This is a genomic window from Paracnuella aquatica (genome assembly GCF_003332885.2).
In the GTDB taxonomy this organism is placed as follows: Bacteria; Bacteroidota; Bacteroidia; order Chitinophagales; family Chitinophagaceae; genus Flavisolibacter; species Flavisolibacter aquaticus.
Genome location: NZ_QOWJ01000004.1, coordinates 23,897 through 48,558, shown reverse-complemented (window position 1 = coordinate 48,558; position 24,662 = coordinate 23,897). Strand labels below are relative to the sequence as shown.

The window sequence follows — 24,662 nt, the reverse complement described above, 5'->3', positions numbered from 1 at the left end:
ATGATGTATATGCGTACCGTAATGCCTCTTTGTAGTATCCTGTTGCTGCTGCTCTGTTCCTGCGTTAACACCCGTAAGTTCACCAACTTCAACAATGTTGCCGACACCACCATAGCATACCAAATCCAAAGCCTGGAGCCGGTGATTCAGAAGAACGACATTTTAAATATTTCGGTGAGTAGCATCAATGCCGACGCTACACAACCGTTCAATCTTTACACTACATCCAACAATATTGGTAATGCTATATCGGGCACCATTTCACAAACCTCAGGCTTTTTGGTGGACCAGGAAGGCAATATCGAGTTTCCTATTTTGGGCGTAGTGAAGGCAGCGGGCCTTAATAAAAAGCAATTGAAACAAAAACTAGAGCAGGGCTTACGCGAAAAAAAGTTGCTCTATGATCCGATCGTGAACATACGATACCTCAACTATAAGGTAACCGTGCTTGGCGAGGTAAATAATCCTTCGGTGATCAATGTTCCAGGCGAAAAAATATCGCTGCTCGAAGCATTTGGAATGGCCGGTGATCTCACTCCGTTTGCGCGGCGCGACAATGTATTGATCATACAGGAAAAGGAAAATGGTGAGCGGGTAGCACACCGCCTCAATCTGAACGACGACGAGTTGTTTACATCGCCGTATTATTTCCTCAAATCGAACGACGTCGTTTATGTTGCACCAAACCGTGCACGGGTAGCCAACTCCAGCTCTGGCCGGCAATGGCTGCCTGCCGTACTGAGTGCCATGTCTTTTGTTGTCATCATTGTAGACCGAATAACCAGTAACTAAATTGCGATGGAAATCAAAAAAACCGCTAAAGACCCGCGTGAACAAAACCTGGTAAGTACGATTCTCTTTCGGTACCTGCCGTACTGGCCGCTTTTTGTTGTCATGCTATTGGCCGGCCTCGGAGGCGCCTACACATTTTTGAAAATGAAGACGCCGGTGTACCTGGTGTCCGCAAATGTGCTGGTAAAAGATGAATCGAAAGGTGCCGACGATACCCGTGTGCTTGAAGCACTTCATGTGTATGGGCCCAGCAAGATTGTCGAAAACGAGATCGAGGTCATGCGTTCAAAAGACCTGCTGCACAAAGTAGTGGATAGCCTACACCTGTATGCGGAAGTGTTTGAAAAAGGCATGCTACGGTCGGCGCCGGCATATAATAGTTCGCCATTGATGGTGCAGGCAAAAGATCCTGAGCAGATTGTAGAAGAAGTGGATGAGGCGGAATTCAGCTACAACAAAAAGGATCAATCGGTGCTGTTAGCCGGCAAACGTTATCCGACCAATGAATGGGTTTCCACTCCTTTTGGCAGCCTTCGTTTTGTTCCCAACCCGAATTACGCCCAGGCCACCAGCAATGCACTGTTCTTTACACTGGAGCCTGTTCAAAAAACGGTACACCGCATTTCCGGTGAGTTGTCAATAACTGCTGCAAGCAAGCTTTCGACGGTATTGAATCTGAACCTGCGGGATGCTGTGCCTGAGCGGGGAAAAGACATCCTTAATGCACTGATCAATGAGTACCGCCAGGAAACCATTGCTGAAAAAAACAGGATGGCGACTAATACACTCGCTTTTGTAGACGAACGGGTTCGTTACGTGGTTCGTGAACTGGATTCTATAGAAGGATCATTACAAGCTTTCCGAACACAAAAAGGCGTAGTGAACATCAGTGAGCAAGGGCGGCTTTACCTGCAGTCTGTAGGCGAAAATGATAAGCGTTTAACCGAACTTGAAATGCAGATGTCGATGCTTTCTGAAATGGAGCGCTTCGTTCGGGCCAAAGACAACCAGCTCGGTGTTGTTCCTTCGCTCAACTCGGTACGTGATCCACTGTTATCGTCCTTGCTGCAAAAACTCTTTGACGCACAGATACAATATGAGCGGCTGAAAAAAACAGTTCCGGTTGGACACCCCTCCATGCTTTCTTTGGAAAATGAAATCGAGAACCTGAGGCCACGGGTGCTGGAGAATATCCAAAACACCCGCGAGTCGATGCGAGCCGGCATGTATAACTTAACCAGCCGCACCGGTATGTACAATGCCATGTTGCAGTCTATTCCAAAGAACGAACGCAACCTGCTTGATATCAGCCGGCAACAGTCGATCAAAAATGACGTGTATTCATTTCTGTTGCAACGGCGTGAAGAGATCGCACTAACCCACGCGGCTGTTGTAGCGGAAAGCCGTACGATCGAGCATGCTTATGCTTCCAATGCACCGGTAAGTCCCAACAGAACCTTTGCTTTTGGTGTGGGTGCTGCTTTAGCTTTATTGCTGACCATCGGTCTTGTTTACCTGCGTGAGGTGTTGTCAAGCAAAGTCCTGTTCCGTGCCGATATCGAACAGCGCACAGGTATTCCGGTTATTGCCGAGATCGTACGGATGAAACGAAAAGAAAGCCAGATTATAAGCACCAATAGCCCGCTTTATCTCGCGGAGCAATTCAGGCAACTAAGGGCCGCGTTAACGCTGCACAGCCGGCCGAGCCGCCGCAAACACCTGCTGATCACTTCAAGCATTTCTGGCGAAGGCAAAAGCTTTGTCAGTTCCAATCTGGCTACCAGCATTGCGTTATCTGGCCGGCGTGTGGTACTGGTAGATATGGACTTGCGCAGCCCGATGATTTCCAAGCAGTATAATTTGATGGAAAAGCCTGGTGTAGCCGATTTGCTTGAATCGGAAAAAATGTCCTTTGATGAAGCGGTCTACCCGGTGGGCAGCATTCCAAATCTTTCAATTATGCCTGCTGGCGATGGTAAAATCAATCCTACCGAGTTGTTTCTCAACGGCAGGTTGGGCCAATTGTTTGCCGAGCTAAAAGAAAAATTTGAATATGTCATTGTCGATTGTGCTCCAGTTGATCCGCTTACAGATGCATATGTACTTACCGAGCATTGCGAAACAACTTTGTTTGTAGTTCGCCACGGTTATACGCCTAAGACCATGCTCGATATGTTGGAAGAAAACAACAAGATTAATGCGTTGAAACAGCCGATGATTGTATTCAACTCGATTACGGCAAGAGGATTTCTACGCAACCGTTATGGATATGGATACGGGTATGGTACTCGCAACGTGTACGCCGATCGTACTTATATGGGAAAAGAAATGGCACGCAAAGCTTAGTGCTGGATCGGACAATTAATTAGTACGGCATTTACCAATCAGCTAATAAGGACTAAAATTTAATTCAGCCAGCAAAATGGGGCTGAGATAGGCGAAGCCTTGCGCCAAAAAAACCGAAAACCTCTGAAAGCATGAAAAAAGAAAAGCGTTGGTACGCAGTTTACACCAGGTCGAGGTGGGAAAAGAAAATAGCAGAAACACTGTTGAAAAACGGCATACATGCATACTGCCCTATAAACCGGGTGGAGCATCGGTGGAGTGATCGAGTAAAGCTGGTGGAAGAGCCCTTGTTCCGCAATTATGTCTTTGTTCGGGTTTGCGACAAAGAACTGGTTCCTGTTTTAAGCACCAGTGGCGTCATCCATTTTGTTACAAACATGGGTAAGCCAGCGTTGGTGCAGGATGCCGAAATAGAAGCCATTCGCGATATGCTGAATGAATACATCAATGTACAGGTAAAACGAGCAGAGGTACGTCGGAATGACCTGGTACATATCATTAGTGGCCCATTGCAAAGCCATGAAGGTGTAATTGTAGCAGAAAAGCGCAGCACCGTAAAAGTGATGCTGCCTACACTGGGTTACATGATGTACGTGGAGGTTGGCAAAGAAAACCTCCGGCTTGTGAAACGTGCTGTATAATCCGATAGCCACCTAGCCTTAATAAGGGCGTCCGTCCCATTTCTTTACACTGCTTAATCTTTTTGAATGACTGTACTCATTACCGGAAGCGCCGGTTTTATAGGTTTTCATTTGACAAAGGCGCTCCTCAACCAAGGCCACTGCGTTATTGGGTTAGACAATATCAACGATTACTACGATGTGCAATTAAAATATGGCAGGCTATCGGCTAGCGGTATTGATGCAAGTACATTATCATGGGGCAAGGAAGCGCAGAGTGATTCGTACAAAAATTATCTTTTTGTACGCCTAGACCTCGAAGACAAGGAAGGGCTTTTTGACCTTTTTGCCCGGCACAACATAGATGTGTGCATTAACCTTGCCGCCCAGGCCGGTGTTCGCTACTCGATCAGTCACCCCGACGCATATATCCGCTCGAACCTCACAGGGTTCTTCAATATCCTGGAAGCCTGTCGCAAGTTTAAAATAGGGCACCTGATATATGCCAGTTCTTCCAGTGTATACGGACTAAATCAGGCAGTTCCGTTTTCGGAGGCTCACGGAACCAATCATCCCGTTTCACTATATGCCGCAACCAAAAAGTCGAACGAACTGATGGCGCATGCATACAGCCAATTGTATGGCCTGCCAACTACCGGGCTGCGCTTTTTCACGGTTTATGGCCCTTGGGGCCGCCCCGACATGGCGTATTTCCTTTTCGCCGATGCCATTGCCGAAGGTCGACCCATCCAGGTATTCAACAACGGGCAAATGAAACGCGACTTTACCTATGTGGATGACGTGGTAGCAGCCATTGCGGTGCTGGTTAAACGTCCGGCAACTGCTGCCGTCAATTGGAACCCGCAAAGGCCTGATCCGTCTTCGTCTGTTGCGCCTTACCGGGTATTTAACATTGGCAACAATGAACCCGTAGAACTCTTGCAGTTTATTGCTGAATTGGAAATACAACTCGGTAAAAAAGCTGTTATGGAGTTTAAGCCCATGCAGCAAGGCGATGTGGTGGCTACCTGGGCCGATGTTGAGCGGCTAGAAACCGAATGTGGTATAGCGCCGGTAACCAGGATCGCAGAAGGCTTGGGTCAGTTTGCAGCGTGGTATAAAGAATACAGGCGCATGCAAGACCCGCTTGCTGCAGCATTACCATCGCTGGCAGCAGTATAGCAGCTTCAAAAAGGAATGGAAAGCAGCAGGCAACCTAAACGGCTTTGAGTATATGCACACAATAGAACAACCGTCAAATGAAATAGGATCGGCAGTGGAAGCAGTGGTGCCGCCTAATACGGTACGTGTTACTGCGCCGTTCCATGATAAACTAGAACTGATTGGGCACCTGCTCAACGCATTGCATGCCGCCGATATCCGGTATTGCCATTGGAAAAGCAGCGAGCATTTGGATGCATCCATGAAGGGCGAAACGGATATGGACATTCTTTTTGACCCATTACAGCAAAATGAGGTTGCCGGCTTGTTGCAGCAACTGGGTTTTAAAAAATTTGTAGCGCCAGGCTGGCGTGCCTACCCAGGCATCGCCGATTTTATTGGCCTTGACCTGCCATCTGGAAAGATCATTCACGTGCATGCACATTTTGCCCTCACTTTGGGCGAAGCGTTTTTGAAAGGGTATCAACTTCCTTTTGTTTACCAGATACTTGCTGCCAGGGTTTATGATGCAGCTTTTGATTTATACCGGATAGCCCCCGCACATGAGCTGGTACTTTTATATATCCGGCTGGCTTTGAAAACTACCCATAGGGATGTGTTGCGTTTTCGTTTGGGGAAAAAGCCTGAGTACCCTGCAAATATCTTCCGCGAGTATAAGTGGTTGAAACAACGCTGCACGCCGGGCGATGTTTCCGCCGCTATTGAGTGTTTTCAATTGCAACAGCCTTCCATTTTCCGCATTGCAGAACTGCCCCTGAGCCGGGCCAATATCATTGCTTTACGCAGCCATGTTCGAAAGGCTTTGTTGCCGCATAAATTATTTAGCCCACTTGAAGGCAACATGCTCCGATGGTATCGCGAAATGGTTGCCGTTTGGCGCCGGAAATGGATGGGGGCAATGGGCCAGCCCAAACCCGCGAAACGTACACATCCTAACGGAGGTTTGGTAATCGCGTTGATTGGTGCCGATGGCTCAGGTAAATCGACCGTAATTGCAGACCTGCAGGGAACGTTTAAGAAGAAGATAGACATCTGTACCGTTTACATGGGCAAGGGTAGAGCAGGAGGCCTTTCATTATCACGCCAACTACTGGCAGCCTCGAAAAAGAAGTATCGAACTGGCAAAGAAAAAAAGACCGTTGGTGAAAATGCACCGGTGCCCGCCGCTTCAACGGTGCAAAAACCGGTGAAGTTGTCGCAGTTAATATACCGTTGTATTGAAGCGCTTATTGTTGCAAACGAACGTAATCGTAAACTGGCGATTGTTGCAAAGGCCCGTAAGCAAGGTATGCTGGTTATTTGCGACCGGTTTCCACAAAATATACAACATGGTTATAACGACGGTCCAGCACTTCAGCATTTGCGCAGCGCTAAAAATCCAGTATTGAGGGCCATTGCATATTTAGAAAACCGTGTGCACAAAAAGGCGGTGGCTCAGCCTCCTGACCTTGTAATAAAACTGGTGGCCGACCCGGTATTGTTGCGCCAGCGTAAGCCCGGAACCGCCGCATTGCCCATTTTAACCCAAAAAGTTGACGGCATCAAAGCACTGCATTTTGCAGCACCTTCAGTGGTAGTTACAATCGACGCAGCAAAGCCGCTGCATGAGGTGCTGGCCGAAGTAAAAGGCCAGCTTTGGAACGAATGGAAATAGTGTTTGATCGAATGAGTTGTAGTTAAGAAAAAAGGATTTTATGTTAACCGGAACTGATACCACAACAACTGCTATTAAAATAAAGCCTCCGAAAAAGCCTGCTGCCGAAAACCTCAAACAACGGGCTTATCTCAACTCGGTTTCCAGCATCATTGATTTTGCGGGGGTACAGATTACAGGCCTTATTGTAAGCCCGTACATCGTAAATGGTTTGGGTGGCGCCATGTATGGTGTTTGGAAAATGTTAGGCCAAATGACTGGCTATGCCGGCCTGGCCGATACCCGTGCTACGCAGGCACTGAAATGGACGGTAGCTAAAAAGAAAGACGTGGTAGGTGAAGATGAATTGCGTACCGATCTTGCCAGTGCATTTTATGTAACCCTCCTTATTTTGCCATTGGTGTTGTTAGCCGGCTCCGTGTTGAGCTGGTATGCACCCATTATTACAAAAGCGGCCCCTGAGTATTACAGCCTGATCCGGATCACCAGTTCGCTGCTGATTTGCTCGATGGTGCTTTCAAGGATCTTCGATCTTTTTGATGCCGTACTGCGCGGAATGAACCTTGGATTCAAGCGTATGGGTTTTAAGGCTTCTATCGTGATCCTTGGTGGATCATTAAAGGTTTTAGTGCTCTCACAAGGTTATGGATTGATCGGGCTTTCTGTTGTCCAAATTTTTATCACACTGGTTACTGGCTTCGTGTTTTACAATACGGTAAAAAAACATGTGCCCTGGTTTGGTTTGGGCAAAACAAATTTCAAAAATGTAATTGCCTTTTCTCGTTTGAGTGGCTGGAATATGGCCAATTCTACCACCGATATGCTGCTATCCAATACCGATAAAGTGTTGTTGGGGTTGGTTGCAAGCCCATTGCTGGTTTCTTCTTATGCGCTTGCCTCTTTTTTGCCGCTTGCCGTGCAGGGGCTGATGCTTAAAATGGTGTTGGGCATGATGCCTGGCGTAGGAAAGTTGTTAGGGCTCGGTGAATTTGAACGCATCAACCGGGTCAGGGAAACAACCAACGATTTTATTTACGTGATGTCTGCTGCGTCAGGTGTGGTCATTCTCTTGTTCAACCAATCATTCATCAGTGCATGGGTAGGGGATGGTTTCTATCCCGGGCCGGTAGCCAATGCCCTCATTTTATTGATGGTAATCCAAGACATTTTTATCAAGCACGACGGGTTCCTCATCACAGCTTCCCTTGACCTCCGCCGCAAAGTAATGCTCACAACAGTAGCAGCGATCCTGTTCTTGGGTATTGGCTGGTTCCTAGCATCCAGGTTCGGCATCGCCGGGTTGTGCATCAGTTTGTTGGCTGGTAAATTTTTGCTCTTTGTAGGCCAGCGCCAAGTGCTCCACCAAAAGGTGAAGCAGCAAATGGTGCCTATGTCGCACCGGTTGCAACCGATGCTTGCAGCAGGCTGCATGTTGGGAGCTGCCTGTTATGCTTCGCAGTTTGTGGCACAGCAAGGTTGGCTGGGTATGGCATTATGGGTACCCATTGCATTTGTAGGTTCATTGGCGGTTTTTTTCCTGGTCGGGTTGCGGCGGCACCGGCAGGCAAATCTTGTTTCGGTAATCATGTCGGTAAAATTTCTCAAACTCAGGCACAAATAATTATACGGATATGCGGATTTTGTTTGTAGCTCCTCGTTTTCATACCAACCAGTACCAGGCGGTAAAAACCCTGATGGAGAAGGAACACCAGGTTTCTTTTCATGTGGCCAGCTTAGGATTTACCGAAGACCACAGCCTGGTGCAGCCGGTACGTTATCCGCAAGCCAAAGCTTCGCTATTGCTCGAGCGGTTAGTGGGGCAGGGCGGCGTCAACCATCCCAACTATTTCCCAAACCCGATCGGTTATTGGAAAGCCTTTCGGCAATTAAAACCCGAGATTGCCATCATCAGGGATCCGTTCAAATTATTCTCTGTGCTTGCTGCAATCTGTGCGCTATTTACCCGAACCAAGATCGTTTTTTATACACAGGAACATTTGCGGCGAAAGCTAACCGCAAAGACAAAGCTAAAAAGGAAAATGGCACTCCGCTTTTTCGGCGCTGCCTGGATGACACCAATTGTTGATGCAGCCCAATCGGCAAATGCCCGCATGCGGCATATGTACTATGTGCCGCTGCCGGTGCCTGTGCAGCCGGAAGACGGCATGCACAATGCGAACAGCGGGTTTCCAAGAATATTGATGGTGGGAAAATACCATCAGAAGCGAAAAAATCATTTGCTGCTCATACAAGCCGCCAAAATTTTAAGCCAGCAATACCAATTCCAACTCACCATTGTTGGGGAGTGTATGCGGGAAACCCAAATGAAAAAGTATGCGGAACTGGAAGATGTGGTGAGCAGGCTGGGTTTGCAGGGTATGGTAAAACTCGAACGCAATGTTCCGTATGCCCAAATGAAAGACTTGTACCTGTCGCATGACATATTTGTACTTCCCGCCCGGGATGAGCAGTATGGCGTGTCGGTAACAGAGGCGCTTGGATATGGACTGCCGGCAATATGCACGGACACTTGTGGGGCCCGTTTCAATATTCGCAACGGGGAAAACGGGTTTGTAGTTCGGTCCGATTCTGTGGCAGATTTGGTAACCGCCCTGGAGCATTTTTTAGCCAATCGCCATACGCTGGCCGAAATGCAGTTGCGTTCGATCCGGTATGTGCAACAGCACCTCTCCGGCGATGCGTTTTACCAGAAGTTCTCACAGCTTGTGCAACAGCGATTTGGACTAACCTCCATGCAATTCAAGACAGTACCCTAGGACCTTACAAACAACCTATCTCAACCTTAACCCTTAGCGATGACACCGACCATTTTTACGAAAATTGTTTTCAAAGCATGCACCATTTTAAAACGCAAAGACTGGCGTTGGAAACTCAAGCAAAAGTTTCCGGTACTATTCTTTTTGCCGCACATGCGGCGCGTTGAATTTCGATTGTTTAAAAAAACAATGGCAGCGTCTAAAACGGTGCTTGAGTATGGATCTGGCGGCTCCACCATTTACATGCTCAGTAAAGGGAAAACGGTTTTTTCGGTCGAGTCGAACGAAGCATTTTATAAATACATGAATACAATTAGCCTGGTAAAAGAGTCCCTAAACAATAAGTTCTTTTTCTTTTTTGCAAACCTTGGCAACACCAATGAATGGGGACGGCCAATGGCAAATGGTGAACAACAATCGTCAGCCAATTACTATGCTTCGGTTTGGGATCGAATTGATCCATCGCTTTGCAAGGTGGACGCTGTTTTTATTGATGGACGATACCGTGTTGCCTGTTGCCTGTACACTGTATTTAAGTTGCTGCGGTATGAGTGGACTGACACTAAAGTTGTGATTCACGATTTCTGGCGCCGGCAGCACTATCACGTAGTGCTGGAGTTTTTGGATGAGGTGGCATCTGCCAAAGACCTGGCCGTTTTTCAGATCAAACGGAATGTGAACACGGCAAAATTGCGGGCCATGATTGAACAGCATGAATTAGCGGCTGCCTGAGTTTTACAAACATTAGCGCTGACCTGAAAACAAGAGCATATGAACCTGTTTTTTGTATTGGTTGAGTTGTCGAGTTATTTGTTTGCTATTTACCTATTGGTTAATAAGGCAAAAATGGCGGTGATATACCTGCCCTTGTTGTTTTTTGCAAATAACCTGATCGAGCCAACGCTATCCGCATCGGTTTACTACAGCACCATTACCCTGCTGCTGCTGGCATCCGCTGCCCGTTCCGGAATGTTCTTCCGCAACAACCTGTTTGCTGTGCTATTGTTTTTTTATTTTTTGCTTTTGCTGCTCCGGGTTACCGATCTCGTTGCCATTCGTGCACAGGTGTTCTCGGTGCTTTGGCTGTTCTTTTCCGTGCCGCTGATCACCGAAGTGTACCAGACCGAAGAAGAAGGCGTGGTATTCCGCGAGTTGTCGCATTGCGCCACGCTTATACTTGGATTATTTATAGTAAATGTCCTGTTTTGCACTGCCTATCGCTATGCACCCAACCCCATGTATGGCATTACCAGTGGTGTGCTGTATGGAAATATGTATGGAGCGGGATTCAATGTTTTGGCATTGGCAGTGTTCGTGGTGTCGCTTCGGTTGATTGAAGGAAAGCATACCGTTTTATTATCTGGCTTGTTGATGATCAGCCTTACCCTGGTCTTGCTCAGCCTGCGGCGGTCGGTGATGTTGTTGAGCGTGTTGGGTAGTGTCGTTGCACTGATCGCATTTTTTGCACAAAAGCAGGCCAGGCAATTGGTCATTTTTGGTGGCCTGGCGCTGTTGCTGGGTTACGGCATTTATTCGGCAACCGATTTCAAAGACGAATTCCAAACCCGCTATGAAGTCCGCAACCTCGATGAACGAGCAGTGTCGGAAGAAAAGCGGCTTTTTGAATACGAACTGATTTACAAAGACCTGTTTGAATACGAAGCTTACAGTCCCTGGGTGGGCTACGAACCGCTGAACAGCGCCGGCAACTATGGCCGCGGTGTTTTTGGTGAACGTACCCTCCATGCCGACATTCCAAGCATTGTTCATTCGGCCGGTATTATTGGCCTGGCGCTATACCTGCTCATGGCTTTTGCCGCTTTTGCGCAAGCCCTTCGGGCATCAGTTACTGGACTGGATAAACTGATTGTGTTTTTCTGTTTTGTGTTGTTCGTGGTGTACACCCTTACCGGCAGGTTTACAGAAGGCGCAGCCATGACGCTATTGTACCTGGTGCTGGCTTTGCCACAGGCAGGAAGGAAATTGGCGTATGAACATGTTGTGCCAGCGACGCCGCTGCCGCGACAGAACGAAATCAACTTGACTGGAATACTCGGAAGCGAATAATTAAAACTTGTTTCATATGGTAGAAATCATCGGCCCTCCGGGGGTTGGCAAAACCTCGGTATATGAGGCGCTTTGTGCCAGGTGGCGCCCCGGAGCAAAGTGGATATATCTGGAAGCGGTGGCCTGGCAAATGCAGAGCAGTGGGGGCATAATGGATTATGTGCGGATGCAGTTGCACCGGTTTTCGGGCAAGCTTCTGAAGCGCAGTTTGCCGGTTGATTTTGGATTGCGCTTTAGTAAAAAGCACCAAGCGCTTGCCGACCATTGCTGGCAATTGATTTCGGATAATGCTACTGTGCCCGATCTGCGTTTTCGGGCTGCATATTTCCTGTTCCAGGATTTTTGCAGGTACCAGGCAATCAACGAGGAAAGCAAAGGACGCCTGTGCCTGATCCATGAGGGCTTGTTGCAAAAATCTTTTTTGTTGGGTGGCGTAGCAGATGATGCGGAAGGCGTACTGGATGCATACCTCGGGTGGGTACCCAAGCCGCAGGCAATTTTTTATTTAAATACAACCAACACCGATTTGATCCTCAAACGGCTGCGCTCCAGAAGAAAAACAATTGCACAGCACAAAGGAAAATCGGACGATGAGTTGCTGTTGGACATCAATCAATGGCAGCACCTGCTTGATCAAATTGCCACCTACATGCAGCAGCAGGGCGTGCCTGTTTACCAGCTCGATGCGACCCTCCCGGTAGTGGAAAATGTGCGAATAGCTGAACGGTTTTTACAACAATTATATAAGGAGCAGGCGGCCGTTACCACTGAAGTGGGGCAAGTAGTGGCAACTTAAAGTTTTGCCCCGCAGCCTGATGCGCAATTGACTTACAATCTTCAAAAGATATAGAAGCTACGTTTTCATTGATCACCCTTAATGAGTTTGCACTGCGATGGCTAAGTTTCTATTTTACGACGACAAGATCATCAACATCATGGTACGCAATGAGCGGCCTTCGGGTGGTGCCGCTGTGCAGGCTTTTGGCTGGATAAAGGGCCTCAGCGAACAAGGGCAGGATGTGGAAGTGCTCACCCGCCTTGATGGTAGCGAGGTGCTCAAGGATGAATGCTCCACCCTCACGCTATTGCCGTTATACGATAATAAAAAGGGAGTCCGCTGGCTGCGCTGGGTGTATTACCGTTTGCCTTTTATTTATGGTAAAATCCGTAACTCGCGGCCCGACTACCTGTACCAGGGCATTCCTTCCTGGCAGTCATTTGTAGTGGGTGCTGTTTGCCGTATGTTGGGTATCCGCTACGTGTTGCGCATCTCCAATGATTTTTTGATCGATGAACGCTTTTTTAGGGCTCATTCACGTGCCCATCGCTTTTTCCAATCGCTGGGTATGCGCATGGCTTATTGCATTCTTTGCCAGAATGCTTACCAGTACAATATCATTAAGCAGCGCTTCCCGGGCAAAAAAGTAAATAAAATATCCAATCCGTTTTTTTTACGTCAGCAGCCAACTATTCCGTCCGTTTGTGAACGCACTTACATTGCGTGGCTCGGGCTTTACCAATATCAAAAAAACCTAAAGCTGCTTTACGAAATAGCATCGTTGCTGCCCGATACACCATTCCGCGTTGCCGGGAAGGAAGAATCGAAATGCGACCAGGATACCATTGATTATTTGGAACGGTTGCGGCAATTGCCAAATGTGCAATTCGTAGGCTTTCTTTCCCGTGAAGAAGTGTTACCGTTTTTAGCACACGCAAAGTTTTTGCTCAACACATCGCATTACGAAGGGTTCAGCAATACGTTTTTAGAAGCTATGTCGGTTGGTACGCCCATACTAACTACTGATCGTGTTAATCCGGATGGCATTATAAGCGAGTTTAACCTGGGTATTATCTACAAGGATGCAGCTGATTTAATTCAGCAGTACGAGGCGTTAGCGGCGGAACAACTGTCGGAAATGTCGGTGCGGGTGCAGCACTACGTGCAAAATTTTCACGATTACAAAATTCAGGCAGAGCGGCTGCTGGCATTGCTGCAAGCCAATTGAACTTTTACCGAAACCATATTTAAGAACAAAATTTCCCGATGCATACCGAACCTATTTATATCGTCCATTCCGACTCTAAGATTGAGGCCCTGTACACACTTTTCCCGCTGATCGTTTCCAGGTATGTTAATTTGCTGCGCTTTGTGCCCATCAATTCGCGACAAGCACAAAAAATCACCGGCCACAGCGTGGTGCTGGTTCGGGCATTTAAAGGCAACGATGCCTTTGCCCAGAATGATGAGAAAAAGCGGGCTTATGTGCAGGATTTTAGGAAGCGTTTTGACCGGGTAGTGATGCTTGATGATGGCGCTGGAAGCGACAGCCTGCACTATGAATACATGGACCTGGTTGACATTTATTTCAAAGGCAAATTATTGCGCGACCAAAAAGCATACCTGGAGCCTTCCTATGGCAGGCAACCCTTCACCGATTATTACCACCGGCAATATGGCATCACAGACGAGAAAGAAAAATGGCGTACCCCCCCCACCGATCCGGCTTTGCTAAGCAAACTGCGCTTGTCGTGGAATCTAGGCTACGGCGTTTATCCAGTGCCTGCAAAAAACCTGGTTCGTATGGCAAGGCTGGCAACCCGGATGGGTTGGGTCAAAATATTAAAGCCATCCTTTGATCGTGCATATCGAAGCCTGTTGCACAGTACCGCTGCTCCTGTTGCAATTGCAAACAAGCAACGCGTGGTACAGGCACGGTTTGGATACCGGTCGTTTCCAAATACAGTGGGTTATCAGCGCCGGTTGATGCTAGAAGGAACAACGGGAAACAAGCTATTGCTGGCAGGCAAAGTTCTACCTGATGTGTACCAACAGGAAATTCAACAGGTCGGCGCGGTACTCAGTCCTTTTGGTTGGGGCGAAGTTTGCTTTCGCGATTTTGAAGCTGTTGCAGCCGGCGCACTGTTGATCAAGCCTGATATGATCCATCTTGAAACCTGGCCGGATATTTACCAATCGGGCATCACCTATCAGCCTGTAGATTGGGATGGGGAACAACTCAATGATGTAGTTGCCCATGTTACCACAAATCTTGAGGAGTACCTGCCTATGATCCAGGCAGCACGGCAAGCTTACCACCAGTCTCTTTTGCAGCTTGAAGATAGGGTTGTTCGTTTCCTTGAAATCACAACCGGGATGCCCATTGGCGGACATGTGCCTGTGCCTGCTTTTACAGCTGCAGAGGTATAAGTAAACTGATTGCTTTGCGTGTGACGGACGCCAACTGAGCTTGGGTACATCAACAGACATTACCATACTATTCACCAACATGAATACGGAACCAAAACGCTTACTGTTTTTTATTGGGTCGCTGGCAACGGGCGGAAAGGAACGCCGGTTGATTGAACTGCTTAGCTATTTGAAAGCGCACAGCCAGTTCCAGCTAACGCTTGTAATGACAAAAGACGTTATACACTACACGTACTTCAAGCAACTGAACATTCCATACGAGGTCATCGACAGAAAAAGCAGTGGCGCATTATCAATGCCGCTCCGCTTTTACCGGATCTGCCGCAAATTCAAACCACACCTGATACATACCTGGGGCCGGATGCAAACCTTGTATGCGCTGCCTGCGGTAATTGGTCAAAACATCGCGTTGATTAATGGACAAATTACAGCCGCACCTCCACGCATCAATAGGTTGTCGTTTCATTACTGGATCGACCGGCTCAATTTTATTTGTTCCCGATTGATTGTCGCAAATTCTCATGCAGGCATTCAGGCGTACAGGCCACCGGCAAATAAATGTACCGTAGTCTATAATGGTGTAAACCCCGAGCGGTTTCAACACCTGCCCGACAAAGAACAGGTGCTTGCCACGTATGGCATTGAAACACCTGTGGCAGTGGTGATGGCAGCCAGTTTTTCTGAAAATAAAGACTATGATCGCTTTTTACGTATTGCTGAAAAAGTTGTGCGTCTTCGGCCGCAAGTAACATTTATCGGCGTTGGGGCCAGTGCAACAGGTTGTGATGTGTTTGACCGTGTACGTAGTAAGAATAGCAATCCAATACAGATACTTTTTCCCGGTCGATCCAATCATGTAGAGGCACTTGTCAACGCCTGTACCATCGGGGTGTTGTTTTCGGCTGATACGCATGGCGAAGGTATTTCCAACGCGATTATTGAATACATGAGCCTTGGTAAACCTGTGGTGGCCAATGATTCGGGCGGCACGCGGGAAGTGGTGCATCATGGTAAAAACGGTTATCTCATCACCACACAAACCGACGATGAAGTAGCGGACCTGTTGCTCCAACTAATCGATGACCCGGAACTGTGCAGCCGGATGGGTGCTGAAGGTTACCGGATGATTCAGTCAACTTTCACGCTTCCCCAGATGGGGCGTGCATTCCATCGGATTTATAATAGTGTTCTGGGTACAGAAGAAGTATTGACAAAGGCACAACCTGTTTCTACGATAAGCTAATGGATATGGAAGTATTGTTTGTAAGTAGAAAAGCTGGCAGCGGCATCAATCCGTTTGTTGCCGAACAGGCATCAGCTATAACCGATCATTGCGGTATTGCCGTTCAACATTTCCTGATTTCCAAAGGTGGCGTTGCAGGATATTGGCAGGCGATTGTTGCATTACGGCAAATGCTGCGCAACCACGCCATTCAACTGGTGCATGTGCATTACGGTCTTTGGGCATTTACGGCTATTGCAGCCCGTTTTCTTGCCAGGCGGCGCATTCCTATTGTCATTACTTTTCATGGTAGTGATTTAAATAAGCCAAAAGAGCGGTCCGTATCGGTTCTTGCCAGCCGTTTTGCTGCACACAACATATTGGTGTGGCCACAAATGCGCCAGTATGTGAAGAAAAATTATTCAATCATTCCCTGCGGCGTACAAACCAATGTGCCCTTGATCTACCGAGATGAAACGCGTAACGAAATGGGATGGAGCGCTGCCACATTTGTGGTTTTGTTTGCTTCCAGTTTCGACCGGCCTGTGAAAGATCCGGCGTTTGCAAATGAAGTGGTTGCAACATTGCGACAACAGGCACGGTCACCAATAGCTTTTGTGGAAATGAAGGGTTTTAACCGCGACCAGTTAAACCGTATGATGCAGGCTGCAGATGCATTACTGATGTGCAGTCATTCTGAGGGTAGTCCGCAGGTGATAAAAGAAGCAATTGTAAACGGGCTGCCGGTTGTAGCAAACAATGTTGGGGAAGTAGGCGACATCTGCGCAGGCGTGGATCATTGCTATATTTTACCCAAAAACATATCGGCTTATGTGCAATGCCTGCGAGCACTGATGCAAAGCAAGGAGCGCATTACCTGCAGGCAGCCTGTTGTGGACCGCTACGATGCAAACATGATTGCGGAGCGCATCGCATCGATTTATAACAAGGTAGCCGCTAAAAAACCTCAATCCCAACCTACAGTGATACAACACCAAACCGAAACTAATTTAACCCATAGCCATGAACATAGTCATTGATATCAACCACCCGGCTCATGTGCATTACTTCCGCAATTTTTCGCGGATCATGACGGAAAAGGGGCACCGCATTTATTTTATAGCCCGCAACAAAGAAATGGAGCACCGCCTGTTGGATTTATACGGCTTCACTTATATCGGCAGGGGTAAAGGCAGTAACGGGAGAATCGGTAAATTTTTATACCTGCTTTATGCCGATTACAAATTGTTGCGCATTTCGCGGTCGGTAAAGGCCGACCTGTTCCTTAACTTTTTGCATCCTTACCCATCGCAGGTTGCACGGCTGCGGGGTAAAGTGTCGCTGGTGTTTAGCGATACCGAGCATGCCAGCTTGCACCACCGGTTGACGGTTCCTTTTGCATCCAAAGTTTTTACGCCGGCATGTTACCGAATGGACCTTGGCGCCAAGCAGGTGCGGTTCAATGGTTTTATGGAATTGGCTTACTTGCATCCGCGCTATTTTCAGCCCGATCCATCGGTATTCGATTTGCTCGGCATATCAGCCGGAACGCCTTACGTTATTGTACGCTTTGTATCGTGGGCTGCAGCACACGATTTTGGGCACCAGGGCATGTCGCTGGCAAACAAGCGCAAAGCAATCCGTGAAATGTCGGCCCATGCAAAGGTTTTTATCACTGCCGAAGGCCCATTGCCCGACGACCTCGAACCGTACCGGATGCAGCTTCCCGTGCACCGCATTCATGATGCCCTCTATTACGCCCAACTGCTTTTTGGTGAAAGTGCTACAATGGCTTCCGAAGCTGCGGTACTTGGGGTGCCGGCAATTTTTATTGACAACGATGGCCGTGGATATACAGATGAAGAAGAACGCCGGTATGGCATTGTGTTCAACTTCAAAGAATCCGCATCCGACCAGCAACGGGCAATTGAAAAAGCGGTAACCATATTGAGTACGCCGGGTATGCGGGAACATTACCGTGGTATTCGCGACCGCATTGTGGAAGAATGTGTTGATACTACCGAGTTCATGGTGCACGAAGTAATGAAATATGATCAAAAGGCAGCGTTGACCGCCTGACACTATTAACCAAATCATTCCTTATATGTAAAAACCACCCTTATCGTTCGCGATATAATCCGTACCAATTAATAATTCCTACCCTTAACCATTTATCACTAACAGGATTATTTATTACTGGTCAAAGAAAATTATCGCTTATGTTTAGTTTAAAACCAAAACCCACGCTTCAACCTTTTCATACAGCGATGCTAACCCAGGCGCTGGGTTTTTTAATGCTGGTATATATTTTCGGGCCCGGCAGGTTCTCGAAGCTTGAATGGCTTATTGTATTTGGCGGAATGGTTACCTGGCTTGTAATTGTTTACTGGAGCAAATTGTACCGCACCGTTACCAGTGAGGCATTCGGACAAATGGTAGCCAGGCATGTGCGGCACTACGCAGGTTATGTATTGCTGTTGCTGTTGTGTTATTTGTTTTTGCCGGAGCAGGGGCTGAGTAAAAAGCGCTTGATCCTTTTTGCGGTAGGTGTGCCGTTGGCGGGCTTTTTATTCAACCTGTTGTTGTTACAGGCCGTTTCTTGGATCAGTTATTCAAAAACGCATGTGCGCACCACCTTGGTAGCCGGAACGGGCCATATGGCCAAAAAAGTTGAGCGGCAGTTATATGGTCGTAAGGTGTCGGGGTACAGGATTCTGGGATATGTAAACTGCTTGCAAAATGAAGAATGCCTGGTGGGCCGTGAAAATGTTGTGAGCAACCTGCGCGATATCAAGCAGTACCTGGAAGAGCATCCGGTTGATGAAATCGTAATTGCGTTGCCAGGCAAGCCGCTGCGCAAAATCCGCAACATCATGGATGCGGCCGATTATTACGGCATCCGTGTAAAATACATTCCCGATTACGATGAACTGTTTGGCCGCAATTACCAGATCACCAGGTATGGCGCCATCAGTGCCGTTGATGCACGCAAATACCCGATCGATGGGTCTATTCATTCGCTTGTGAAACTCGTGTTCGATAAGGTCTTTTCTATTTTTGCACTTGTATTCTTAGCTCCAATTTTCCTTGTGCTTGGTGTACTGATAAAATTGGATTCGCCGGGCCCTATCTTTTATCGTCCCATCCGCATTGGTAAATCCGGAAAGCCAATACTGGTTTATAAGTTTCGGAGCATGCGCATCGAATCAGACGGAGCCGGGTCGCTGTCAACATCCAAAAACGATCCCCGTGTTACAAAGATTGGACGGTTCATGCGCAAATACAGCATCGACGAATTGCCGCAATTTATCAATGTGCTGTTGGGCAACATGAGCGTCGTAGGGCCGAGGCCGCATCGCCGTTTCCTTGATAAGCAATTGCAGGAGTGTGTGGGCCGCTACATGATTCGCCATTATGTAAAACCGGGCATCACCGGCTGGGCACAGGTAAATGGATGGCGCGGGCCAACTGACACCGACGAACAAAAACGCCAGCGTACACTACACGACTTATGGTATCTCGAGAATTGGTCGATTTGGCTGGATATCAAGATTGTGCTATTGACTGTGTTTAGTAAGAAAGCACATAAAAGCGCATTTTAGTTTTTGCCATTCTTCGGCCAACATCGAATTGTTTGATCGGACTTGTTTTTACAGCTTATTTCAAGACTAATTGCACCAGGTGTAGGAAGTGTAAGTATGGATCCCCGCAATATAAGCTCGCAAGACTAACACGTTTATGATCCACGCTATTTTAAAATAGCAGTTGTTAATCTCTGTTTGGAAAAGCAAAGTTTTTTCCAATTAATCACCAGGCTGGGTTGTATGAATTCTTGTTGCACAGCACCCGGCAAAAACCACCTGTTTAAATATGAAAAAAGTTGTAGCCAAATTTGTAATGCTCCTGTGTTTTTACACAGCAGCAGTGGGACAAGATGTATTGCCCAAAACGAACCTGTCAGCTAATTATCTTGATAACTATTCGTTCCTATCCCCTGCCGATGAGCATCTCGATCCAACAATGCCGCTAATCGTTGATGGGGTAGGCGTGCCGGGTGGTTTTACACCATTTATCTTTGGTGTCACAGGTACCAATGGCACCTTATTCAGTACAATTACGCCTCTTTCGCCCATACCAATTGGCAGCACTGATACCCAGCACAAGCCTCAGGCAAAAACATGGTTTCATGCGGGAAAATGGTGGGCCGCCCTGCCGCCTTCGGTGGGCGGTACCCGGCTATTTCGCCTCGATGGTACTTCGTGGACGCAAGTAATGACCATTGCCAGTTCTGGTTCCCGCACCGATTGCTGGGTGGATGGAAACCTGGTTCATATCCTCATGTTTAAGGGCTCAGGAACCAACCAGATCGCAACACTGGAATATGACGCGAACTTAGGGACATACAAAGCGTGGAACCGAAGGGCCACACCTACAAGCCTCAGCCTGCCTTCCGGCGTCGAATCAGCAACAATCACGGTCGATGGTACCGGAAGAATGTGGGTGGCAGCAGATGCGGTGAATGATATATTGGTGTATTGGAGCGATGCTCCCTACACTTCCTGGAGTTCCGGCATCAATGTAGCTTCTGGCATCAACAGCGATGACATCAGTTTGATCACTAAACTGCCCGGTAGGGTTGGTGTCTTTTGGTCTAATCAAAATACCGGGCTGTTTGGGTTTCGTACCCATGTGGATGGCACCAGTGCTTCGTCCTGGACGGCAGATGAATTACCAGCTTCGCAAAATGCCATTCCGGGTAACAAAAAAATGGCGGACGACCACATGAACGCTACAGTGGCCAGCGATGGAACATTATATGTGGCTGCTAAAACAAGCTATAACTCGGGCTCATTGCCGCAATTGATTATGCTGGTACGCAGGCCAAATGGTGTATGGGACAATCTTTACCCGATCACCATTGGCGATGGAACCCAGGCAATCGTGTTGCTGAATGAAGCATTAGGAAAATTGAAGGTTGTATACTCCAGCCAAACAAACGGTGGGGAGATTCTATACCGCGAAAGTGCAACAGCGAACATTTCGTTTAGTAACGCAGCAACGTTGATGGGTTCTGTTGCCGACGACGTAAATTTTGCATCCAGCACTCACCAAACCTACACTGATGAAGTTGTAGTGGTTGCCACTAAACAGGCTGCCCCACGACAAATCATTGGTGTGATGGCCAGCGATGGTGCGCCGACAGATGTAACTCCTCCTGTGGTGAGCGGTATTGTGCGTCAGTCGCCGCTTGAACAAAACACTTCTGCCACCACGGTAAGCTTTGGCGTGACCTTCTCCGAAGCGGTGAGTGGTGTTGATGCTACTGATTTTACCTTGAGCACCGGTGGTACGGCACAAGGCAGCATCCAATCAGTGTCGGGCAGTGGCAGCAGCTACGTGGTAACGGTGGGCAGCATATCGGGCAGCGGCAGCCTTGGCCTTAACGTGAAGTCAAGCGGCACAGGCATTACCGATGGTGCAGGCAATGGGCTTAGTGGCGGCTTCAATGGTGGGGAAACCTACAACGTGTCGCCTGCTGATGTAACGGCGCCAACAGTTATCGGCATCAACCGCCAAACACCGGCTGAAGAAACTACGAACGCCAATTCTGTAATCTTTGGTGTTACATTCTCCGAAGCGGTTACAGGCGTAGATGTTTCGGACTTCAGCCTTACTACCGGTGGCACCGTACAAGGTAGTATTGCAAACGTATCGGGCTCAGGTACTTCTTATGCTGTTACGGTAAACAACATTTCGGGCTCGGGCACACTCCGCCTTGACTTGAAAGCTTCAGGCACCGGCATTACCGACGGAGCAGGCAATGCGATTAGCGGCGGGTTCAACTCTGGTCAGAGTTATACAATTGTGGCTGCTGATGTTACACCTCCTGTGGTGAGTGGCATTGTGCGTCAGTCACCTATTGAACAAAACACTTCTGCCACAACAGTAAGCTTTGGCGTTACCTTCTCCGAAGGTGTGAGTGGCGTGGATGCAACTGATTTTACCTTAAGCACCGGTGGCACAGCACAAGGCAGCATCCAATCAGTTTCCGGTAGCGGCAGCAGCTACATAGTAACGGTGGGCAGCATATCGGGCAGCGGCAGCCTTGCACTTAACGTGAAGGCAAGCGGCACGGGCATTATCGATGGTGCAGGCAACGGGCTCAATGGCGGCTTCACTGGTGGGGAAACCTACAATGTGTCGCCTGCTGATGTAACAGCGCCTGTAGTGAGCGGCATAGTGCGTCTGTCGCCCCTTGAACAAAACACTACTGCCACAGGGGTTACCTTCGCAATCAATTTCTCAGAGCCGGTCAATGGCGTCGACATCACCGATTTTCAAATAACCAAGACCGGTGATGTTTCGGGAACAATCGGCCAATTGCGTGGTGCATGTTCAGGTTTTACAATAACGGTCATCAATATAAGCGGCACTGGCACGATCAGGCTTGACCTGAAATCAGCCGGGACCAATATTGTTGATGCCGAGGGGAATGCCATTTCCGGCGGCTATACTTCCGGGCAGATATACGAATTTGGATCACAGGGTATTTCCGGAAGCACTACTGTAAATCCGCCGAAAAGAAAGCCAAAAGGTCAAAGCTCCATCAGCGCATCGGAAAGCGTAAATTTAGAAGTGCAGGCAAAGCCAATGACTGAAGGCATTAGCGCACAGGTGTTCCCCAACCCATTCAATAATCAAACATCCTTTAGCTTTAAATTGGCCAGCAATGAGGAGTACAGTGTCTGGCTGGGCGACTCGTGGGGAAGGCAGTTGCAACATCTTGGCAACGGCAAGGCCAATGCGAATACTGAATACCGGATACGCATTGATGGTTCGCGCCTCACCCCTGGTTTTTATCTGTTAACGATCAAATATGGATCACAAATGAAGATATTGAAGCTGGTAAAAGAATAAGTGCCAGTACAGACCTGCATTTATTGTAAACAAAAAAAGGTAGCCAGATGGCTACCTTTTTTTGTTTCAGGGGTGTTGCCCTTTTTATTTTACAAAAGTAAAGCTGATGGTGTTGGCTACACCGGCAGTTCCTTTGCCGCTCGACAAAGAATACGGTGTTGCCTTCAGCGTGTAAGTTCCTATTGCAGGTGGGTTCCAGTCGCCATAGTAAAAGTTGCCGCTTCCGCTATCGCCATGCAGCGCATACGGGGCTTTGCTATCGGCAAAAGTTTTAGACTTCGCGCCACTCAACGCAAACAGTACACTGCCAATTGTTCCTGTGGTATTAACACGCAGGTTCAGTTTGGTGTTCGGGAGCTTCGACAGGCTGATTGTCTGGCCATTGGTGATGGTCATTACATCTTTTTCAGTCGATGCGTCCACAAGCACAAAGCTGGTGATGGGAGAGTTGCCAGTGCCGGGTTGCGTAACAGTTTGGTCTGTTTCGGGAGCAGGTGCTGGTGCAGGTGCTGGAGCTGGTGCGGGTTCCGGAGCAGGTGCAGGCGCAGCGCCGCCGGGCAGCATGTCAGCTAAAGTTGCCTTTTCGCTTCCGATGCGTACATCGTCGTAATACAGAATACGCTTGCTGGTTTGAGTCGTGCTCGAATTGTTCCAGGACGATTTGTACACGCCAAGCTTCCATTTTGGTGAGCTGAACTTGCCACTTGAAAGTTCGTACATGTTAATGCCGGTACGGTTCACTACTTTGTTACCATTCAGCCATACCTCGATCAGGCCATCAGTGCCTGCAGAATGTTTAATGTGAAAGACAAACGTGTTCCATTTATCCTTTGCGATGGTGCCGAGGTCAAACGTTTGTTTTGCAGTCGCATTTTCCTTAACAATGAGGCGGTAGCGGTCCAATTTGGTACCGAGTGTGATGGCTGGAGTGATACCGCCACCCTGGTGCCACTGGTTGATCAGTTCGTCTTCGGAGTCAATCTTATAGTCGGCCGCAGGGAAGTAAACTGAGAATGCATACCAGCGGTTCAAGTTAGATTGGGTAGGGAAAGAAACTTCGGCACGGGTACCGTTGTTGTTCATAGGGTCGGTGTCGCGCAGTTCAAAGCGACCGGATTTTGAGCCTTCCAACACGGGTTTTGTTGCCAGCGTTAAAGCATATGAAGTTTCCATTTGCTTATTTACATACGTGGCAAATGCAGTGCTGCCTTCGAAGTTTTCGCGGAACAGAATGTTAGGAGATACGCCGGCAATGCTGCCTGCTACTTCCGGGCCGGCATTCAGTTGGGCCGCTTCAGCATTGATGGATGTGTCCTGAAGATCATTTTTGCTGCATGAAATCAGTGCTGCGAGCAATACGGCTTGAGAAAGCATAAGTTTCCCTTTGCCAGAAAAGTTCTGAATTTTTTTCATAGAATTTTGTTTTCTTTTTTGCGACAGTTTAGGTGGCTAAGCTTGGGCTCATTTTTCATTGAAGCCGGCGGCGCCGTTTTTGAATGATTTTATGAACGGCACCTCTTGGCGAATATTATGCCAGTGTAATTCCTTATCTGGCGCGGGTTTCAGCGGATTTTCTGCCCCTTTTATAAATTGCTGGTGATTTTTAGTACTGTACAGTTGAAAAAAAAATAAATATGTTTTCAAAACTTATAAAGAAAACCTAACACAGTTATAAAAAGATAATTGCGACCTCACTAAGAAGCATAAACGCTTATTGAAAGACCATTTTTTTGGTTCTCCACCAAGGTTTTAATGAATAATACAGAAAGGGTGTTAAGTGTAATTACTTAAAATATGATCTGCTATTTTTTAATGAAGAAAGTCGCTAAGCGTTTATACCTGCATGTAAGTATGATAATTACTTATCATATAGTAA

At 47.8% G+C, this 24,662-nt stretch carries 18 protein-coding genes; 17 read left to right on the top strand and 1 reads right to left on the bottom strand.

All coding sequences use genetic code 11. The features are described from left to right. Positions 1 to 9 precede the first annotated feature (9 nt). From DRJ53_RS07940 to DRJ53_RS07860, 17 genes are all read left to right on the top strand, one after another. The gene (locus tag DRJ53_RS07940; RefSeq protein WP_206609733.1) at positions 10 to 792 is read left to right on the top strand and encodes a polysaccharide biosynthesis/export family protein; all 783 of its coding nucleotides are present in this window, start codon (positions 10 to 12) and stop codon (positions 790 to 792) included. A gap of 6 nt (positions 793 to 798) precedes the next feature. Continuing rightward, positions 799 to 3,138 (top strand): GumC family protein, encoded by a 2,340-nt coding sequence (locus DRJ53_RS07935; protein WP_114235082.1) that lies wholly within the window; start codon positions 799 to 801, stop codon positions 3,136 to 3,138. Between the two features lie 131 nt (positions 3,139 to 3,269). Further along, the gene (gene nusG, locus DRJ53_RS07930; RefSeq protein WP_114235081.1) at positions 3,270 to 3,779 is read left to right on the top strand and encodes a transcription termination/antitermination protein NusG; all 510 of its coding nucleotides are present in this window, start codon (positions 3,270 to 3,272) and stop codon (positions 3,777 to 3,779) included. Between the two features lie 66 nt (positions 3,780 to 3,845). Next, the gene (locus tag DRJ53_RS07925) at positions 3,846 to 4,940 is read left to right on the top strand and encodes an NAD-dependent epimerase (RefSeq protein WP_114235080.1); all 1,095 of its coding nucleotides are present in this window, start codon (positions 3,846 to 3,848) and stop codon (positions 4,938 to 4,940) included. Between the two features lie 52 nt (positions 4,941 to 4,992). Further along, positions 4,993 to 6,594 carry a nucleoside/nucleotide kinase family protein gene (locus DRJ53_RS07920; RefSeq protein ID WP_123893434.1) on the top strand — a complete coding sequence of 534 codons (1,602 nt, stop codon included), beginning with the start codon at positions 4,993 to 4,995 and terminating at the stop codon, positions 6,592 to 6,594. Between the two features lie 40 nt (positions 6,595 to 6,634). After that, complete coding sequence (locus tag DRJ53_RS07915) at positions 6,635 to 8,215, top strand: lipopolysaccharide biosynthesis protein (protein WP_114235078.1); 1,581 nt, start codon at positions 6,635 to 6,637, stop codon at positions 8,213 to 8,215. Between the two features lie 10 nt (positions 8,216 to 8,225). Continuing rightward, positions 8,226 to 9,371 carry a glycosyltransferase gene (locus DRJ53_RS07910; protein WP_114235077.1) on the top strand — a complete coding sequence of 382 codons (1,146 nt, stop codon included), beginning with the start codon at positions 8,226 to 8,228 and terminating at the stop codon, positions 9,369 to 9,371. 189 nt (positions 9,372 to 9,560) lie between these two features. Continuing rightward, entirely contained in the window at positions 9,561 to 10,103 is a 543-nt protein-coding gene (locus DRJ53_RS07905; protein ID WP_123893432.1) for a hypothetical protein, read from the top strand. A 39-nt stretch (positions 10,104 to 10,142) separates the two neighbouring features. Next, on the top strand, positions 10,143 to 11,438 hold the full coding sequence (locus DRJ53_RS07900; RefSeq protein WP_114235075.1) for a hypothetical protein: 1,296 nt from the start codon (positions 10,143 to 10,145) through the stop codon (positions 11,436 to 11,438). A gap of 16 nt (positions 11,439 to 11,454) precedes the next feature. Beyond that, on the top strand, positions 11,455 to 12,234 hold the full coding sequence (locus DRJ53_RS07895) for a hypothetical protein (RefSeq protein ID WP_114235074.1): 780 nt from the start codon (positions 11,455 to 11,457) through the stop codon (positions 12,232 to 12,234). Between the two features lie 97 nt (positions 12,235 to 12,331). Then, a complete protein-coding gene (locus DRJ53_RS07890; protein WP_114235073.1) occupies positions 12,332 to 13,444 on the top strand; it encodes a glycosyltransferase family 4 protein in 1,113 nt (370 codons plus the stop codon). 38 nt (positions 13,445 to 13,482) lie between these two features. Beyond that, positions 13,483 to 14,646, top strand: a complete 1,164-nt coding sequence (locus DRJ53_RS07885; protein WP_114235072.1) for a hypothetical protein — start codon at positions 13,483 to 13,485, stop codon at positions 14,644 to 14,646. A gap of 79 nt (positions 14,647 to 14,725) precedes the next feature. Beyond that, entirely contained in the window at positions 14,726 to 15,889 is a 1,164-nt protein-coding gene (locus DRJ53_RS07880; RefSeq protein WP_114235281.1) for a glycosyltransferase family 4 protein, read from the top strand. Between the two features lie 5 nt (positions 15,890 to 15,894). Beyond that, positions 15,895 to 16,908: a glycosyltransferase family 4 protein gene (locus DRJ53_RS07875; RefSeq protein WP_114235280.1), complete on the top strand. Its 1,014-nt coding sequence runs from the start codon at positions 15,895 to 15,897 to the stop codon at positions 16,906 to 16,908. After that, a complete protein-coding gene (locus DRJ53_RS07870) occupies positions 16,892 to 17,947 on the top strand; it encodes a DUF354 domain-containing protein (protein ID WP_114235071.1) in 1,056 nt (351 codons plus the stop codon). The genes DRJ53_RS07875 and DRJ53_RS07870 overlap by 17 nt, the downstream gene beginning before the upstream one ends. A gap of 140 nt (positions 17,948 to 18,087) precedes the next feature. Beyond that, on the top strand, positions 18,088 to 19,470 hold the full coding sequence (locus tag DRJ53_RS07865; protein WP_206609732.1) for an undecaprenyl-phosphate glucose phosphotransferase: 1,383 nt from the start codon (positions 18,088 to 18,090) through the stop codon (positions 19,468 to 19,470). Positions 19,471 to 19,738: 268 nt separating this feature from the next. Continuing rightward, positions 19,739 to 22,786: a T9SS type A sorting domain-containing protein gene (locus tag DRJ53_RS07860; protein WP_114235069.1), complete on the top strand. Its 3,048-nt coding sequence runs from the start codon at positions 19,739 to 19,741 to the stop codon at positions 22,784 to 22,786. Between the two features lie 84 nt (positions 22,787 to 22,870). Here the strand turns inward: DRJ53_RS07860 and DRJ53_RS07855 are convergent, their stop codons facing one another. Further along, positions 22,871 to 24,160 (bottom strand): polysaccharide lyase family 20 protein, encoded by a 1,290-nt coding sequence (locus DRJ53_RS07855; protein WP_162303830.1) that lies wholly within the window; start codon positions 24,158 to 24,160, stop codon positions 22,871 to 22,873. Between the last annotated feature and the right edge of the window lie 502 nt (positions 24,161 to 24,662).

What these genes read in the sequence shown, in the direction of transcription:
- DRJ53_RS07865 (WP_206609732.1), top strand. Translation starts at nt 18,088, where the DNA reads ATGTTTAGTTTAAAACCAAAACCCACGCTTCAACCTTTTCATACAGCG.
- DRJ53_RS07915 (WP_114235078.1), top strand. Translation starts at nt 6,635, where the DNA reads ATGTTAACCGGAACTGATACCACAACAACTGCTATTAAAATAAAGCCT.
- DRJ53_RS07940 (WP_206609733.1), top strand. Translation starts at nt 10, where the DNA reads ATGCGTACCGTAATGCCTCTTTGTAGTATCCTGTTGCTGCTGCTCTGT.
- DRJ53_RS07890 (WP_114235073.1), top strand. Translation starts at nt 12,332, where the DNA reads ATGGCTAAGTTTCTATTTTACGACGACAAGATCATCAACATCATGGTA.
- nusG (WP_114235081.1), top strand. Translation starts at nt 3,270, where the DNA reads ATGAAAAAAGAAAAGCGTTGGTACGCAGTTTACACCAGGTCGAGGTGG.
- DRJ53_RS07870 (WP_114235071.1), top strand. Translation starts at nt 16,892, where the DNA reads ATGAACATAGTCATTGATATCAACCACCCGGCTCATGTGCATTACTTC.
- DRJ53_RS07925 (WP_114235080.1), top strand. Translation starts at nt 3,846, where the DNA reads ATGACTGTACTCATTACCGGAAGCGCCGGTTTTATAGGTTTTCATTTG.
- DRJ53_RS07855 (WP_162303830.1), bottom strand. Translation starts at nt 24,160, where the DNA reads ATGCTTTCTCAAGCCGTATTGCTCGCAGCACTGATTTCATGCAGCAAA.
- DRJ53_RS07875 (WP_114235280.1), top strand. Translation starts at nt 15,895, where the DNA reads ATGGAAGTATTGTTTGTAAGTAGAAAAGCTGGCAGCGGCATCAATCCG.
- DRJ53_RS07860 (WP_114235069.1), top strand. Translation starts at nt 19,739, where the DNA reads ATGAAAAAAGTTGTAGCCAAATTTGTAATGCTCCTGTGTTTTTACACA.
- DRJ53_RS07885 (WP_114235072.1), top strand. Translation starts at nt 13,483, where the DNA reads ATGCATACCGAACCTATTTATATCGTCCATTCCGACTCTAAGATTGAG.
- DRJ53_RS07900 (WP_114235075.1), top strand. Translation starts at nt 10,143, where the DNA reads ATGAACCTGTTTTTTGTATTGGTTGAGTTGTCGAGTTATTTGTTTGCT.
- DRJ53_RS07920 (WP_123893434.1), top strand. Translation starts at nt 4,993, where the DNA reads ATGCACACAATAGAACAACCGTCAAATGAAATAGGATCGGCAGTGGAA.
- DRJ53_RS07910 (WP_114235077.1), top strand. Translation starts at nt 8,226, where the DNA reads ATGCGGATTTTGTTTGTAGCTCCTCGTTTTCATACCAACCAGTACCAG.
- DRJ53_RS07905 (WP_123893432.1), top strand. Translation starts at nt 9,561, where the DNA reads ATGGCAGCGTCTAAAACGGTGCTTGAGTATGGATCTGGCGGCTCCACC.
- DRJ53_RS07895 (WP_114235074.1), top strand. Translation starts at nt 11,455, where the DNA reads ATGGTAGAAATCATCGGCCCTCCGGGGGTTGGCAAAACCTCGGTATAT.
- DRJ53_RS07935 (WP_114235082.1), top strand. Translation starts at nt 799, where the DNA reads ATGGAAATCAAAAAAACCGCTAAAGACCCGCGTGAACAAAACCTGGTA.
- DRJ53_RS07880 (WP_114235281.1), top strand. Translation starts at nt 14,726, where the DNA reads ATGAATACGGAACCAAAACGCTTACTGTTTTTTATTGGGTCGCTGGCA.